Origin of the sequence: Deinococcus indicus (genome assembly GCF_002198095.1) — a bacterium.
Classification (GTDB): Bacteria; Deinococcota; Deinococci; order Deinococcales; family Deinococcaceae; genus Deinococcus; species Deinococcus caeni.
Genome location: NZ_NHMK01000009.1, coordinates 305,794 through 319,852 on the forward strand (window position 1 = coordinate 305,794; position 14,059 = coordinate 319,852).

Sequence of the window (14,059 nt, forward strand, 5' to 3'; positions counted from 1 at the left end):
GCCGGAACCCCCGCACAGGGGCTCCGGCCGCGCCGCCGGGCACGCGCCGTTACTGCTTGACGATCCGGTCCACGGCCGCCTTGCCAGTGTACGTGGTCGGGGCGTTCAGGTACCCCTTGAGCACCACCCGCCAGTTCCCCGCGACGGGCCTGGGAATGCTGACCGCCTCACCCGTGCTGGCCCCCTGGGCGCTGGAGCCCACCAGCTGCCCGGCCGGGTTGTAGACCTCCAGGTCCAGGTCGAAGGCGGGGTTGCCCCACTCGGTCGAGACGCGCAGCACGCTGGCGCCCGAGGGCACGTTCAGGGTGTAACTGTCCTGGGCGTTCTGCACGCAGTTCACGGTGGGCGCACACACGGCGGTCTGCACCGTGCCGGTCCAGCCGGGCAGCGCCGTCGTCTGCACCGTGAAGCGGTTGGGATTCAGTTTGGCCGCCTCGCGCACCGCCGCGTCGGCGTTCACGTAGCCGTACCCGACCTCCCACTCCTCGCGCTGCTTCACGACCACCTGGGCGGGATCGAAGCCGTTCGTGGCGGTCGCCACGTAGTACATGTTGCGGCTGGTCTTGCTGAAGATCTTCATGACCCCGTCCAGGTTCAGTTTGGGGTTGGCTTCCAGCATCAGCGCCACCACGCCGCTGATGTGGGGGGTCGCCATGCTGGTCCCGCTGATGCTGGAGTACCGGGGGTTGTCGGCGTCGGGCACCGTGGTCGCGGCCAGACCGGTCAGGGCGCGGGCGGCGCTGATCTTCACGCCGGGCGCGGTGATGTCGGGATGCACCAGCGTGTCGCCGGGCCGGCCACGCGAGCTGAAGTCCGCCAGGTAGCCCTTCTTGTCGCCGGCGGCCACGCTGATCACGCAGGGGCTGGCCGAGTAGGGGTTCAGGGTGTTGGCGTCCGGACCCTCGTTCCCGGCGGCGAACACGACGACCATCCCGGCCTCGTAGGCGCGTTTGGAGGCGATGCTGATCGGGTTGTACGGCGCGAACTCGCCGCTGCTGCCCCAGGAGTTGCTGATCACGCGGACGTTGTAGGTCTCGCGGATCTCAGGTTTCATCAGGTAGTCGAAGCCCTGCAGCGCGTACAGGATGCTCAGGCCGTCGCCGGCGCCCACGCCCACCAGGGTCGCGCCGGGCGCCACGCCGCGCCGCATCCGGCTGCCGGCCGAGGCCTCGCCGCTGCCGCCGATGGTGCTCGCCACGTGCGTGCCGTGCCCGCTGCTGGTATCGGTGTTCGGCAGGTCCACGAACAGGTACCCGCCGGCCGGCGTGTCGGTGATCGGCCCCACCAGCTTGACGTTCTTGGCAGTGTGCGCCAGGTCCGGGTGGGTGGCGTCCACGCCCGAGTCGATGATGCCCACGCCGATGCCCTTGCCGCTCACGCCGTACGAACTCTGGGCGGTATCGGCCCCGATGAACTTCACGCTCTCGGCCAGCTTGTACTGCAGCGGCGCGTCCTGGTAGATCGACGCGAGGCCCGGCAGGTTCGCCTGGAGGGTGTCGACCACGGCGGGCGTGATCAGGGTCCGGACCGCCACGATGGGCAGGTTCTCGAAGGCGCCCAGCCCGTCGCCCAGGTCCACGTCCAGGTGCGAGTCCATCCAGGTGATGGCGCGGCCCTTGCTGGTGTCGTCCAGGAAGGTCAGCAGCAGCGTGCCCACCTGCCCGTACCGCATGGAGCCGTCGATCTGCACGCCGCTGGGTTCCTGGGCGTACAGGGCGCTGCACGCCGACAGGGTCGCCGCGCCCTGCGCCGTCAGGCCCTGCGGCGCCGCCGCCTGCAGGGAAGACTGCGGGGTGCTCTGACCGCACGCGGCGAGAAGGACCGTCAGACCCAGACCAATCGTGGACACTTTCTTCATCTTGAGCTCCTTGGTGTTACGTGGGGTGGAACCGGTGAGGCGTGCCGTCATTCAAGCAGGCGAACCTCAAAAAAATCGCAAACACCCCCGTCCGGGCAGTCCCCGTTCCGGCACGGCCGTCCGGGGGAAGTCGCCCTGAGACCCGCGCCCTATACTTCAGGGATGGCTCCACTGCCCCAGCGGCTCCTTTCCAGACTGGACCGGGCCAGCGGCGTGGTGGCCCCGGTGGACGTCGGGGCGAACCAGCCGGCCCTGCGCGCCTGGGCCGCAGGGCGCGGCTGGAGCGTGCAGCGCACCCCGCCCGCACCCGGCCAGCGCGACTGGCTGTGGTGCCCGGACCGGCGCGGCGACCTGGCGCAGCTGCCCGCCGATCAGGCCGGCGCCCTGATCCTGTGCGGCGCCGACCTGCTGCTCGACGCGACCGACTGGAGCGCCGCGCTGCCGCAACTGAGCGCCGGACAGCACGAAGCGACCCTGGCGTACAGCGGCGGCTGGCCGGCCGCGCTGCCCCTCGCCGAACAGCGGCCCGACGACCCGGCCCCCCACCTGCACCCGCTGGCGACCGCGCAGCTCTCGCCGCTGCTGCCGCCCGAACCGCTGCTCGCCAGCGCCGCCCGGCTGGCCGTCGCCACCCTGATCACCCCCCTGACCGCCGACCGGCTGGACGTCCCGCGCGCCGACCTGGACGCCCTGCACGGCAGCGGCTGGCTGTGGCCGGACCCTCACGGCTGGAGCTTCCCGCCGCCGCTGCGCCGCTTCCTCGCCCCGCACCCGGACCCGCACGCCGCCCGGCTGGCCGCCCAGGCCCTGGCCGACACCCACCCGGACGCCGCGCTCGACACGCTGGCCCACGCGGGCCTGTGGGAAGACCACCTGACCCTGCTGGCCCGCGTCGCCCGCGCCGGCCAGGGCGAGGCCAGCCTGCGCGCCGCGCTGCGCCGCCTGCCGGAACCCTGGCGCGGCGCCCCGCCGGCCCTGTACCTCGCCGGACTGCTGGCCCGCGCCGCCCACGACCCCCCGCACGCCGAGACGCTGTACACCCGCGCCCTCGCCGGCCCGCTGGACGCCCCGCTGCGCGCGACCGTCCACAACGCCCGGGGCGTGGTGCGCGCCCTGCAGGGCGACCCCGACGCCGCGCTGCGCGACTTCGGCCGCGCCGCGCAGGGCCACGGCGTCACGGCCGGCGAGGCCGGGTACAACCGCGCCACGCTGCTCGTGCAGCTCGGCCGGCACGCCGAGGCGGAACGCAGCCTGCAGGGCGCCGTCGCCGCCTTCCGCGAGGCCGGCGACCTGCCCCGCGAGGCGCAGAGCCTCGAAACCCTCGGCGCGCTGCACTTCGGGCGCGGCCTGCTGCGCGAGGCCCTCAGTCCCTACCGCCGCGCGTTGGCGCTGTTCCAGCCGGACCACCCGCACGACGCCGCCCTGACCCACCTGAACCTCGCCGAATGCCACGTGTACCTGGGAGAACTCCCGCAGGTCGCCCACCACCTCGACGGGGCCGTCCGCCTGCACGAACAGCACCCGTCCGCCCAGACCTTCGGCTGGCTGCGCCGCGTGCAGGCCGTCATGGCCCTCCAGGCCGGCGACCCCGCGCAGGCCCTGGCGCTGCTCGGACACATCCAGCACGACGACCGCAGCCTGCAGGCCGAGGCGGCGCTGCTGCGCGCCCGCGCCCACCGTGAACTCGGCCAGCCGGACGCCGCGCAGACCGCGCTGTGCGGCGCCCACCCGCTGGGCCTGCGCGCCGAACTCGAAGGCGCCCTCCTGAGCGGCGACCTGGACCCCGTCATCGCCGCCGCCCGCCGCGAGGAGGCGCGGCTGGAACTCGTGACCGCCCTCCTCAGCCGCGCCCGGCCCGACGACCTGACCGAGGCGCTCGACCTGATCCGCACGCACGGATACCTGTCGCTGCTCGGCAGTCGCGCCGCCGCGCCCCTCGCCAGCCTCGCGCAGGACCCCGTCACCCGCGCCCTGTTCCCGCTGCGCATCCAGACGCTCGGCCCGCTGCGGTTCACGCACGCCGGCCGGCAGGTCCAGCTCGGCGACTTCCCGACCCGCAAGAGCGCCGCGCTGCTGGTCGCCCTGGCCCTCAGCGACCACCCGCAGTCCCGCGAGACCCTCGCCGACCGCTTCTGGCCCGGCGCCAAGAACCCGCTGGCCAGCCTGCAGACGGCCGTGTACCACCTGCGCGCCACCTTCGGCGTGCCGGTCGTCGGGACCGAACGCGGCCTGCTGCACCTGCTGTTCCCGGTCGTCAGCGACCTCGCCGACCTGCGCCGCGCCCTGCGAAGCCAGGACCTGCCGGGACTGGCCGACCTGCTGCGCCCCCTGACCGCCCCGCTGAGCGTCCTGCCGGACCTCCCGGCGGAACTCGGCGAGGAACGCGCCCAGGCCGAGCGGCTGCTGCACGACGCGCTGCGCGTCCACGCCAGCGCCCAGCCGGACAGCGACGTCCGCCGCCGCGACGCCCTGCGCATCCTGATCGCCGCCGACCCGCTCGACACCGACAGCCGCGAGGACCTGATCCGCTGGCACGAACTGCACGGCGAACACGACCTCGCCGAGAGCGAACGCGCCCACCTGCGCGAAACGCGCGCCGCGCTCGGCCTGGACTGACACGGACGCCGACGGAAGGGGCGGTAAAGCCGTTCAATCGACGTCCGTGTCATCCATGGTGCGGACAGGTTCATGACTGCCGGGCAGACCAGCGATGAACACGCTGTGTTTGCCCCTCCCCTTTGAGGGGGGAGGCTGGGAGGGGGTGAGCAGGCATGGCGTGACAGAAGACGTGTTCCATGCCTGTTCCCTCCGGCGCTTGAACAGTGTCCGCAGCATTGCTGATCCGGATTTCCGACTCCACGTCCGGAGGGGTTTTACGAGTCGCTCCGCTCGGACCCAGCGGGCTGTGCAGCCCATTCAATCGGCGTCCGTCTCAGCTCTCGGCGGCGAAGGGAAACAGCAGGGTCGCCAGGATCACGGTGCCCAGGTCGAACGCCGCCAGGAAGGTCAGCCAGGTGCCGACTTCGGCGCTCCAGCCGTCCGTGAGCAGCAGGGCGGTGGCCTTCACGGTGGCGATCACGGCCGGCACCAGGATCGGGAAGGCCAGGGCGGGCAGCAGCGCCTCGCGGGCGCGCAGGCTGACGGTCACGCTGCCGTAGAAGGTCGTGCCGGCCGCGAATCCCAGGATGCCCAGCACGGTCGTCAGGGCCAGCGCCGCCCAGGGAACGGCGCGTCCGGCGGCCGTGGCGGCCTCGGCCGCGCCGAACAGGATCAGGCCGGCCGGGACCGTGAACGCCGCGACCAGCAGCAGGGGTGGCAGGACGCCCAGCAGTTTGCCCAGGTACAGCGCGCCGTGCGGGCCGGGGTACAGCAGCAGCTGCTCCAGCGCCCCGGCCTCCTGCTCCTGCGCGAAGGCCCGTTGCGCGCCCACGGCGGCCGCCAGGGCCAGCGCCGTCCAGATGGCCCCGGCCGCCAGCGCCGCTCCCTGGTCGGGTGTGCGCACCGAGCCGCTCAGGGCCAGCCCCAGGACCATCAGGACCAGACCCGCGAAGAAGGCCGTGGCGAGCAGCGTGTCGCGGGTGCGGCCGGCCACGCGCAGGTCCTTGCCGGCCACCGCGCGGATCACGGCCCACGCGCCGCTGCGGCCGTCGGGGTTCCGGGGCCCGGTGGGCCGGGGCTGCGCGGTCACGCGGACTCCGCGGGGGTCGGCGTGAGCTGCCCGGCGTGCAGCCGCAGGGCGCGCGGCGCCACCTGACGGGCCAGGGCCGGTTCGTGCGCCGCGACGACCAGCGTGCCGCCCCCGGCGCGCAGTTCGCCCAGCAGGTTCAGGACGAGTTGCCGGCCCGCGTCGTCCAGGTTCGCGAACGGCTCGTCGACCAGCGTGACCGGCCGCGCCAGCAGGTGCGCGCGGGTCAGGGCCAGCCGCTTGCGCATCCCGGCCGACAGGAAGCGCGCGCGGCGGGTCGCGGCCCCGTGCAGATCCACGCGCCGCAGCGCCGCGCCCACGTCGCCCGGCTGGCCGTGCATGGTCAGGGCGAACTGCAGGTTCTCCTCGCAGGTCAGGTCCGGGTACAGCCCCCCGTCCACCGGCATCAGGTGGACATGGTCGCGCACCGAGCGGCTGTCGCGCAGGTCGAAGCCCAGCACCCGCCCCTCGCCGCGGGTGGGTCGCAGGCCCGAGGCGAGCAGGCGCAGCAGCGTGGTTTTCCCCGCGCCGTTCTCGCCGAGCAGCGTCACGCCCTCGCCGGCCGGTACGTCCAGCGTCACGCCGCGCAGGATGACCTCGCGGCCCAGGCGCAGCCACACGCCGCGCAGTTGCAGCGCGAACAGGTCGGGGGCCGCGTGCGGCGTGCCGGTCATACGGACTCCGATTGAATGGGCTGCAAAGCCCGCCCGGTCCGAGCGGATGCGACTCGTAGAGCTGCCTCGCAGAGTGGGAGAGGGGCGGGTTCCGGACGTGGAGCCGGCAATCCGGTGAAGTTCCGGATTGTCGGCGAAACAAACGGAATCCGTATCACACCTGCAGCCACTCGGGCATCACCTGATAGAAGAACGTCGCCAGCCGCGTGAACTGCCCGGTCAGCATCAGCAGGCCCACCGCGACGAGGATCGCGCCGCCCACCCGCTCGAACACCCCGGAGAAGCGGTTCAGGCGCCGCAGGTTCAGGCGGTGCCACAGCAGCGCCGCCAGCAGGAACGGCACGGCCAGCCCCAGCGTGTACGCGCTCAGGAGCGCCACCCCGCTGCTCAGGCTGGCGGAACTGGCTGCCAGACCCAGGATGCTTCCCAGCGCCGGTCCCAGGCACGGCGACCAGCCGAACGCGAACGCCGCGCCCAGCGCGACCGGGCCGTACCCGCCGGCGTCGGCCAGGGCGCGGGTGTCGCGCATCAGCAGCGGCAGGCGGATCACGCCCAGCATCACCAGCCCGAAAAACACGATCAGGACGGCCGACACCTGCCCCAGCAGCACCTTGTGCGGCGCGAGCAGGCTGCCCAGGCTGCTGGCCGTCGCGCCCAGCGCCACGAACACCAGCCCGAACCCCAGAATGAATCCCAGGGCGCGCGGCAACGGCGCCCGCGCGCCCCCGATCACGCCCAGGTAACTCGGGACCAGCGGCAGCACGCAGGGACTCAGGAACGACACCAGCCCCGCCAGAAAGGCCACCGCGAACGTCGGAGAGGCAGTCATATGCCCGGCAGTCTAGCCGCCGGCCCCCCGGCGCGGCAGAGTCGCGCGTCCCGCCCGGCCCGTCATTCGAGTCGTCCGGCGAAGGTGCCTTCCCAGGCGTTCAGGACCCGTCCGTCCTGCACCAGCAGCACCGCCGGGTACGTCCCGACCCGCAGCGCCCGCGAGAACCGGGTGGCGTCCTCACCCTGCCACGCCTTCAGGCCGCCGGGCGCGGGCGTGGCGGTCCCCTCGGCGTTCACTGCCCGGACCGGCAGGCCACTGCCCAGCAGCGCCGTCCACAGGTCTCCCAGGTCGCCGCAGTCGTGGGTGTACACGACCACGACCTCCCGCCCGGCCGACACCCAGGGATGCGCGGGCAGCGGCTCGCCCAGCCGCACGCGCGCCCCGGCCAGCGGGGCACCCAGAATCATCAGCAGGGACAGCAGCGGCGCGCGGCGCAGAATCATACGGACTCCGATTGAATGGGCTGCAAAGCCCGTTCAGTCCGAGCGGATGCGACTCGTAGAGCTGCCCCGCAGAGCAGGAGAGAAACGGGTTCCGGACGTGGAGCTGGCAATCCGGTGACGTTCCGGATTGTCGGCGAAACAAACGGAATCCGTATCATGCCGCCCATCATGCCCCGCCCGGCGCTCCACGCGCATGACGCCCGCATGAGGACCCGCCCGGCAGCCATGAAGAACCCCCGGTCAGGAGCCGGGGGTCGGGCAGGGGAAAGGTCAGGGTGTGGCCGGAGTCGGCGCGGTCGGGGCGGGCGTGGTCGGAGAGGGGGCCTCCGGATCGGGCGCCGGTGTGGTCTGCGGCGCGCCGCCCTGACTCCGGGCGGCCTTCAGCGCGTCCGGGTCAGGCGACTCGTCCTTCAGCGGGGTGGGGGAGGGGTCCGGCGCGTAAGCGGGCAGCGACTCGATCTCCACGCGGCGTTCCACGATGTTCTCGGGCGGCGTGAACTCGGTCGCCAGACGGTTGGTGACGCGGTCCAGGCTGACCATCACGGTGCGGGGGTCGCTGCCGCCCGGCGCGTACCCCGACTCGCGGTACTGCACGGGGGCCGGCGCGTCTGCCTGAAGGTCCGTGTTCGCCGCGTCGCGGTAGCGGGGGTCCAGGACGGCCAGCTTCACGCCCGGCAGGAACGGCTGGTCCGGGGCGTCCACGTACTGGATGCCCGGCGGTTCGCTGAACTGCCGCAGCGGCTGCCCGGCGTGCGCGAGTTCCATCATGCGCCGCCAGATCGGGGCGCTCACGTACCCCGAGTAGTAGTTGATGGGCATCTCGCCGCCCTGCTGCCGGCCCACCCACACGGACCCGGTGTACAGCGGCGTGGTGCCCACGAACCAGAAGTCCTTCGGGCCGTTACTCGTGCCGGTCTTCCCGGCGACCGGCCAGTCCCCGAAGCGGGCGCGGGTGGCCAGACCGCCCTGGCTCTCGTTCAGGTCGTTCACGACGCCCCGGATCATGTCCAGGCCCAGCCACGCCACCTGCGGCGTCCAGGCGCGCACGGGCCGCGTGGCCTCGCTGGCGGCGTCGTACAGGACCTCGCCGCGCGCGGTCGTGACCTTGCTGAGGTACCGGGGCGCGCGGTACAGGCCGCCGTTCACGAACGGCGCGTACGACGCCGCCATGCGGACCGGGGTGGTCTCCACGGCGCCCAGCGCGGCGGCCAGTCCGGTGCCGTCGTTCGTCTGGAGGCCCACCTCGCGCAGCTTCCCGAAGAAGGTCTGCAACCCGATCCGGTCGGCCAGTCGCACGGTCACGAGGTTCAGCGAGCGGTCCAGCGCCTCGCGGATGGTCATGTCGCGGTACGTGGTGGCGCCCTCGAAGTTCTGCGGGGAGTACACGCCGTTGCGGCAGCCCGTGCAGGGGTAACTGACGGGACGGTCCTCCTCGCGGTGCGACTGGTCCAGCCCGGTGGACAGCGCCGTGGTGTACAGCAGCGGCTTGATGGTCGATCCGATCTGCCGCTGGCCCTGCGCGGCGTTGTTCCACGCGGCCGGCGGCTCGTTGCCGCGCAGCTTCTGCCCGATCATGCCGACGACCTCGCCGGTGTACGGATCGATGACCGTGGCGGCCAGCGTCGCGCCGGGCGGCAGGCCTCCCGCCTCGCGGCTGGCGGTCTCCACGGCGTTCTGCACGCGCGGGTCCAGCGTGGTGTACACGCGCAGGCCGCCCGAGCCGTACACCTTCTCGCGCCCGAAGCGGCGGATCAGTTCGTTCTCGACCTGCCCCATGAAGTGCGGCGCGCGGGTGGACGTCACGGCCTTCAGTTCCTTCTGGGTGCGGTCGACCAGCCGGGCGCTGGTGATGTCCCCGGCGGCGTTGTACAGCACCTTCCAGCCGCGCGGTTGCAGGTTCTCCTTCCAAGCGGCGTCCATCTGCGCCTGCGTGATCCAGCGGTCCTCGACCATGCGGGTCAGCAGCACGCGCATCAGCGGGCGCATCTCCTTGTAGTTGAAGTACCGTCCGGCGCTGGGGACCAGCACGGTCAGGTACGCGCTCTGCGCCAGCGTCAGGTTCTTCGGGGTGGTCCGGAAGTACGCCTGCGCCGCCGAGTAGATGCCGTACAGTTCGACCGGGCCGCCGTCGCCCCAGTAGATGGCGTTCAGGTAGTTCTGGAGGATCTCCTCCTTGGTGAACGACCGCTCGACCTGCACGCTCAGGATCCACTCCTTGAACTTGCGGTCCGGGGCGCGCGACTGCTGGTACTCCTCGAGCAGCAGGGTGTTCTTGATCAGCTGGTTGGTCAGGGTGCTGCCGCCCTGCACGGAATCGCCACGCGCGACCCGCTGGAACTGCCGGCCCAGCCCGTAGGGGTCCAGCCCGTAGTGCTCGAAGAACCGGCGGTCCTCGTTACTGACGAGCGCCGCGACCATGAACGGACTGATCTCGTTCAGGTTCACGATGGTGCGGCTGATCGCCTGCTCGCCCACCTTGGGAATCAGGCTGCCCAGCGGCGTGTTGTCACGCGCGTAGATTTTCGTCTCGGCCCCCAGGGACCGGGTCAGGTTGTCCAGTTCGCGGTAGTCGGGCAGTTCCCGGCCCCACTTGATCGCGAACGTGGCCGCCACCCCCACCCCGGCCACGAGCGCGGCCAGCAGGAACGACGTCAGGAACTTCAGGAAACGGCCGATGAAGATCATGCAGGCCCCGGTCGTGCGGCGCGTCTCAACGGCGGCGCGCCTCGATCAGCTGATTGACGCGGCCGCGCAGGTTCTTACCGGACAGCGGCTTGTACACGATGTCGTCCGCGCCGACCAGTTTGGCGTGATCGCGGGTCTGATCGTCGTCGAAGCCGGTCAGCAGCAGGACCGGCGTGTCCCGCAGCCGCTTGATGCGCTTGACGCGCGAGCAGATCTCGAAGCCGTCCATGTGCGGCATCTTCACGTCCAGCAGCATCGCGTCCGGAGTGTGTTCACGCAGGTAATCCAGCGCCGATTTGCCATCGGAAACAGCCACGATGTCGTGCCCGTCCGCCGACAGAATGACCTCCAGCATGGTCCGGATGGCCGGTTCGTCGTCTGCGACGAGAATGGTATACGCCATGCGGCCCATGATAGTGCAGCGGCCATGAAAAGTCCCACACGCCCACCCCGGCGGGGTCGCTGGCCGCCGGGGCAGGCGGGATCAGCCGATCTGGGTGCGCCGCAGGTCCGCGAGGTGAACGTCGTTGCGGCCCTTCTCCTTGACGGTGTACATGGCCGAGTCCGCCCGGCCCAGCACCCGCTCCGGGTCCTCGCCGGGCGCGGCGGTCGCCACGCCGAAGCACGCGGTCACGCCACTGACCTTCCCGTGCCGCTGGTGGCGCAGTTCCAGCCGCAGGGCGTCCAGCATGCCGCGCACCTGCCGGTCGGTCTGCTCCGGCAGGATCAGCAGGAACTCCTCGCCGCCCCAGCGGGTCGCCAGGCCGCCCGGCGGCAGGTGCGCCAGCGTCGCCTGCGCCACGCCCTTGAGGACCAGGTCGCCCGCCGCGTGCCCGTGCATGTCGTTCACGCGCTTGAAGTGATCGAGGTCGAACAGCACCAGCGTGTAGGTCTGTGCCGCCCGCGTCAGGTCCGCCAGCCGTTCCTCGGCGGCGCGGCGATTCCCGATGCCGGTCAGGGTGTCGGTGTGCGCCGCCGCGTGCGACGCCAGCAGCTGCATGCGGTGCACGCCCAGCGTGGCCTGCATGACGGTCATGACCGTGCCCGTCAGCAGGAACTGCACCGACGCGCCGGTCAGGTGCGTGCGGGTCAGCGGCGAGACCGTGAAGGTCAGGTGGTACGCGCAGATCGCCGACGACAGCGCCAGCAGCGCGGCGGCCAGCCACGTCGCCTGCCGGGGCGGGAACACCAGGAAGGCCGCCGCGTACAGCACCGCGAACCAGTACGTGTTCTCCATCAGGGTCCAGTTGGTGCGCGGCATCACGCCGAACTGATGATTCAGGGCCAGCAGCACGTACACGGCCGTCCCCACGAACGCGCCGGTCACGGCCGCCTGCAACGTGATCCGCTGCGCCGACAGCAGCAGTTGCAGCGCGATCAGGTTCAGGCTCAGCAGCGGCAGCGCCCAGCGGTCCAGCGGGTCGAGGTTCGGGTACTGCGCCAGCAGCGCCGCCCCGCAGGCCGCGCAGGCCAGCCACACCAGCAGCGTGAACATCCGGCGCTGCCCGGCGTGCCAGGAGGCCGGTTCGGGCAGCACTTCAGGAGCGGAACGGAAAAAATGCAGGGTACGCAAGGGGTCTCCGGGGAGGCGCCGGACGCCGGACAGGCAGCCGGGAGCCGGACAGGGTGGGGTGCGGGGTGAGGCGCGGTGCCCCGGATTCTACCGGATCGGACTGCCCGGCAGGTCGGGCCCGGCGGCCGGGGGGCGGACCACATGGTGGACCCGGCAGCGCGCCTCGTAGCTTTCCAGCGCGCCGACCAGCACCACCGGGTCGTCCGCGCGGGCCGGCTGACCGCCGATCAGGCGCTGCGAGCGGGTGGCGGGCGCGCCGCACACCGTGCAGATGGCCGTCAGCTTCTCGACGCTCTCGGCGCGGGCCAGCAGGTCCGGCATGAACCCGAACGGCTCGGCCCGGAAATCCAGGTCCAGGCCCGCCAGGATGACCCGCACGCCCGCGTCGGCGAGTTCCAGCACCAGCGGCACCAGCTCCGGGTCCATGAACTGCACCTCGTCGATGCCGACCACGTCCGGCAGGTCCGCCGCGCCCGACGGCAGCAGCGTCCCCTCGCCGCTCAGGTGCGCGCGGATGTCGGCCGCGCCGCGCACCGCCACGGCGTGAACGCTGCGGCCCGCGTGACTGGCCACGGCCGACTCGTGGTACCGGTCGTCGAGGGCCGGTTTGAACACCTGCACGTTCTGCCGCGCGATCACCGCGCGGGTCAGGCGGCGGATGAGTTCCTCGCTCTTGCCGCTGAACATCGGGCCGACGATGACCTCCAGGTGACCGCCGTGGTAGGGGGACTTCAACACACGCGCGAGCATACCGCAGTCCGGCCTGCTGCCCCCCGGCCGGCCGGAGCACAGGTGACGGGGCCGAAAAAACCCCCGCTCCTGGGGAACGGGGGCGAGCAGACCGGGAAGCCGGCCTTACTTCTTCTTGTTGCGGTAGCTGTCGCCGAAGCGCTTGTTGAACTTGTCGACGCGGCCCTCGGTGTCGACGAAACGCTCCTCGCCGGTCCAGAAGGGGTGCACGCCGCTCCAGACGTCCACGTGGATCTCGGGCTTGGTGCTCAGGGTCTCCATGACGACCTTGCCCTGGTAGATGATCTTGGTGGGAACGACTTTCGGGTGGATGTCTTTCTTCATATGCGCCTCCTCCGCCACGTCTGCCACCACCGGGGTGGGTGTGCGTAGCGGGCAACCCTGGCAGTATACACGCCCGCCCCCGGACTGAACAGTGCCGCGCCCACCCACACCCGACCGTGCGGATCAGGGGGCCGGCACCAGCGCCGGCAGGTGCTCCACGCAGGCCCAGCCGCGCTCCCAGCCGGGCCAGGAATGCCCCAGCCGCAGGTCCGGGCGCAGCGCGGCCGGGACGTCCAGACCGCGCGCGCCGATCAGGGCGCCCACCACGCAGGCGACCGTGTCGCTGTCGTCGCCCAGCAGCGCCGCCGGTTCCACGCACGCCAGCCAGTCCGCGCCGCGCGCATGGACCAGCGCCGCCTCCAGCGTGTCCAGCACGAACCCGCTCTGCGAACTCAGGTGCCCCGCCAGACCCTGCCGGACCCGCGCGCGGACCTGCGCCCGCGCCTCGCGGTCCCGCTCACGGAACGCCCGGTGCGCCGCCTGCGTCTCCAGGCCCAGCACGCCCGCCCCGACCAGCGCGGCGCGGGCGTCCAGGGACTCCATGACCCGCAGACCCGCCGCCGCCGCGTCCGGCAGGGCCTGACCGGCCGCCAGGGCCTCCAGGCAGCCGGTCAGGAACACCGAGGCGTGCACGCAGCGCGGGTCGGCGTGCGTCAGGGCCGTCACGACCGCCGCCTCTGCCGCCAGCGACTCGCCCCGGAAGCCGGCGATCCACACCGCCGCCACGCGCATCAGGCCGCCGTTCCCGGCGCCGTCCAGGCCGCCCTGCTGCCACGCCAGCGCGCCCCCGTCCAGCCGCCGCGGGTCGTTCGCCGTGACCCGCAGGGCCAGCCGGGTCAGGTTCCCCACGTCCGGCGGGGCCGCCGCCAGCCAGTCACGCAGCGCCGCCAGCACCGCCCGGTGCCGGATTTCCGTGTCGGCCGCAGCGGCCTGCCGGTAGCCCAGGAGCGTGGCGACCGTCATCTGGCTGTCGTCCGTCGCCTCGCCCGGCGCGAACCCGAACACGCTTCCCGGCTGGTAGGTCCGGATCCGCTCGCCGTACTGCGCGCGGATCGAGTCCGGGGACTTGAACTCTGTCGCGGCGCCCAGCGCGTCGGCGGCGCACAGCGACAGCAGCGTCCGGGTGCGGCGGTCGGGCGCGGCCGGAGCGCGGGCAGGCAGGTCGGTCATGCCGTGATCCTGACACAGCCCGGAACGCGGCCACGCCGCAGGTCGCGCCCGACCACCACCGGGGG

Annotated in this window: 12 protein-coding genes; 1 reads left to right on the forward strand and 11 read right to left on the reverse strand. The window is 72.4% G+C overall.

The genetic code is table 11. The features are described from left to right. Window positions 1-49 precede the first annotated feature (49 nt). A complete protein-coding gene (locus tag CBQ26_RS04065; protein WP_088247885.1) occupies window positions 50-1,858 on the reverse strand; it encodes a S8 family serine peptidase in 1,809 nt (602 codons plus the stop codon). Window positions 1,859-2,020: 162 nt separating this feature from the next. Here CBQ26_RS04065 and CBQ26_RS04070 point away from each other — a divergent pair, with 162 nt between their 5' ends. Then, the gene (locus CBQ26_RS04070; RefSeq protein ID WP_088247289.1) at window positions 2,021-4,474 is read left to right on the forward strand and encodes a tetratricopeptide repeat protein; all 2,454 of its coding nucleotides are present in this window, start codon (window positions 2,021-2,023) and stop codon (window positions 4,472-4,474) included. Between the two features lie 316 nt (window positions 4,475-4,790). Here the strand turns inward: CBQ26_RS04070 and CBQ26_RS04075 are convergent, their stop codons facing one another. The 10 genes from CBQ26_RS04075 to CBQ26_RS04120 form a co-directional block, all read right to left on the reverse strand. Continuing rightward, window positions 4,791-5,483 (reverse strand): heme exporter protein CcmB, encoded by a 693-nt coding sequence (locus CBQ26_RS04075; RefSeq protein ID WP_229844268.1) that lies wholly within the window; start codon window positions 5,481-5,483, stop codon window positions 4,791-4,793. 59 nt (window positions 5,484-5,542) lie between these two features. Continuing rightward, window positions 5,543-6,217: an ABC transporter ATP-binding protein gene (locus CBQ26_RS04080; protein WP_088247291.1), complete on the reverse strand. Its 675-nt coding sequence runs from the start codon at window positions 6,215-6,217 to the stop codon at window positions 5,543-5,545. Window positions 6,218-6,371: 154 nt separating this feature from the next. Next, the gene (locus CBQ26_RS04085) at window positions 6,372-7,046 is read right to left on the reverse strand and encodes a cytochrome c biogenesis CcdA family protein (protein WP_088247292.1); all 675 of its coding nucleotides are present in this window, start codon (window positions 7,044-7,046) and stop codon (window positions 6,372-6,374) included. 62 nt (window positions 7,047-7,108) lie between these two features. Beyond that, window positions 7,109-7,492, reverse strand: coding sequence for a penicillin-binding protein (locus CBQ26_RS04090; protein ID WP_229844255.1), 384 nt, complete (start codon window positions 7,490-7,492; stop codon window positions 7,109-7,111). 270 nt (window positions 7,493-7,762) lie between these two features. Continuing rightward, complete coding sequence (locus CBQ26_RS04095) at window positions 7,763-10,177, reverse strand: transglycosylase domain-containing protein (protein ID WP_088247293.1); 2,415 nt, start codon at window positions 10,175-10,177, stop codon at window positions 7,763-7,765. Between the two features lie 25 nt (window positions 10,178-10,202). Then, the gene (locus CBQ26_RS04100; protein ID WP_055362428.1) at window positions 10,203-10,589 is read right to left on the reverse strand and encodes a response regulator; all 387 of its coding nucleotides are present in this window, start codon (window positions 10,587-10,589) and stop codon (window positions 10,203-10,205) included. A gap of 72 nt (window positions 10,590-10,661) precedes the next feature. Next, window positions 10,662-11,714, reverse strand: coding sequence for a GGDEF domain-containing protein (locus tag CBQ26_RS04105; protein ID WP_229844254.1), 1,053 nt, complete (start codon window positions 11,712-11,714; stop codon window positions 10,662-10,664). Window positions 11,715-11,837: 123 nt separating this feature from the next. Continuing rightward, a complete protein-coding gene (locus CBQ26_RS04110) occupies window positions 11,838-12,488 on the reverse strand; it encodes a thymidine kinase (protein ID WP_088247294.1) in 651 nt (216 codons plus the stop codon). Between the two features lie 117 nt (window positions 12,489-12,605). Beyond that, window positions 12,606-12,824, reverse strand: a complete 219-nt coding sequence (gene rpmE / locus CBQ26_RS04115) for a 50S ribosomal protein L31 (RefSeq protein ID WP_046844910.1) — start codon at window positions 12,822-12,824, stop codon at window positions 12,606-12,608. 123 nt (window positions 12,825-12,947) lie between these two features. Then, window positions 12,948-13,994, reverse strand: a complete 1,047-nt coding sequence (locus CBQ26_RS04120; RefSeq protein ID WP_088247295.1) for an ADP-ribosylglycohydrolase family protein — start codon at window positions 13,992-13,994, stop codon at window positions 12,948-12,950. Between the last annotated feature and the right edge of the window lie 65 nt (window positions 13,995-14,059).

What these genes read in the sequence shown, in the direction of transcription:
- CBQ26_RS04065 (WP_088247885.1), bottom strand. Translation starts at nt 1,858, where the DNA reads ATGAAGAAAGTGTCCACGATTGGTCTGGGTCTGACGGTCCTTCTCGCC.
- CBQ26_RS04070 (WP_088247289.1), top strand. Translation starts at nt 2,021, where the DNA reads ATGGCTCCACTGCCCCAGCGGCTCCTTTCCAGACTGGACCGGGCCAGC.
- CBQ26_RS04080 (WP_088247291.1), bottom strand. Translation starts at nt 6,217, where the DNA reads ATGACCGGCACGCCGCACGCGGCCCCCGACCTGTTCGCGCTGCAACTG.
- CBQ26_RS04085 (WP_088247292.1), bottom strand. Translation starts at nt 7,046, where the DNA reads ATGACTGCCTCTCCGACGTTCGCGGTGGCCTTTCTGGCGGGGCTGGTG.
- CBQ26_RS04090 (WP_229844255.1), bottom strand. Translation starts at nt 7,492, where the DNA reads ATGATTCTGCGCCGCGCGCCGCTGCTGTCCCTGCTGATGATTCTGGGT.
- CBQ26_RS04095 (WP_088247293.1), bottom strand. Translation starts at nt 10,177, where the DNA reads ATGATCTTCATCGGCCGTTTCCTGAAGTTCCTGACGTCGTTCCTGCTG.
- CBQ26_RS04100 (WP_055362428.1), bottom strand. Translation starts at nt 10,589, where the DNA reads ATGGGCCGCATGGCGTATACCATTCTCGTCGCAGACGACGAACCGGCC.
- rpmE (WP_046844910.1), bottom strand. Translation starts at nt 12,824, where the DNA reads ATGAAGAAAGACATCCACCCGAAAGTCGTTCCCACCAAGATCATCTAC.
- CBQ26_RS04120 (WP_088247295.1), bottom strand. Translation starts at nt 13,994, where the DNA reads ATGACCGACCTGCCTGCCCGCGCTCCGGCCGCGCCCGACCGCCGCACC.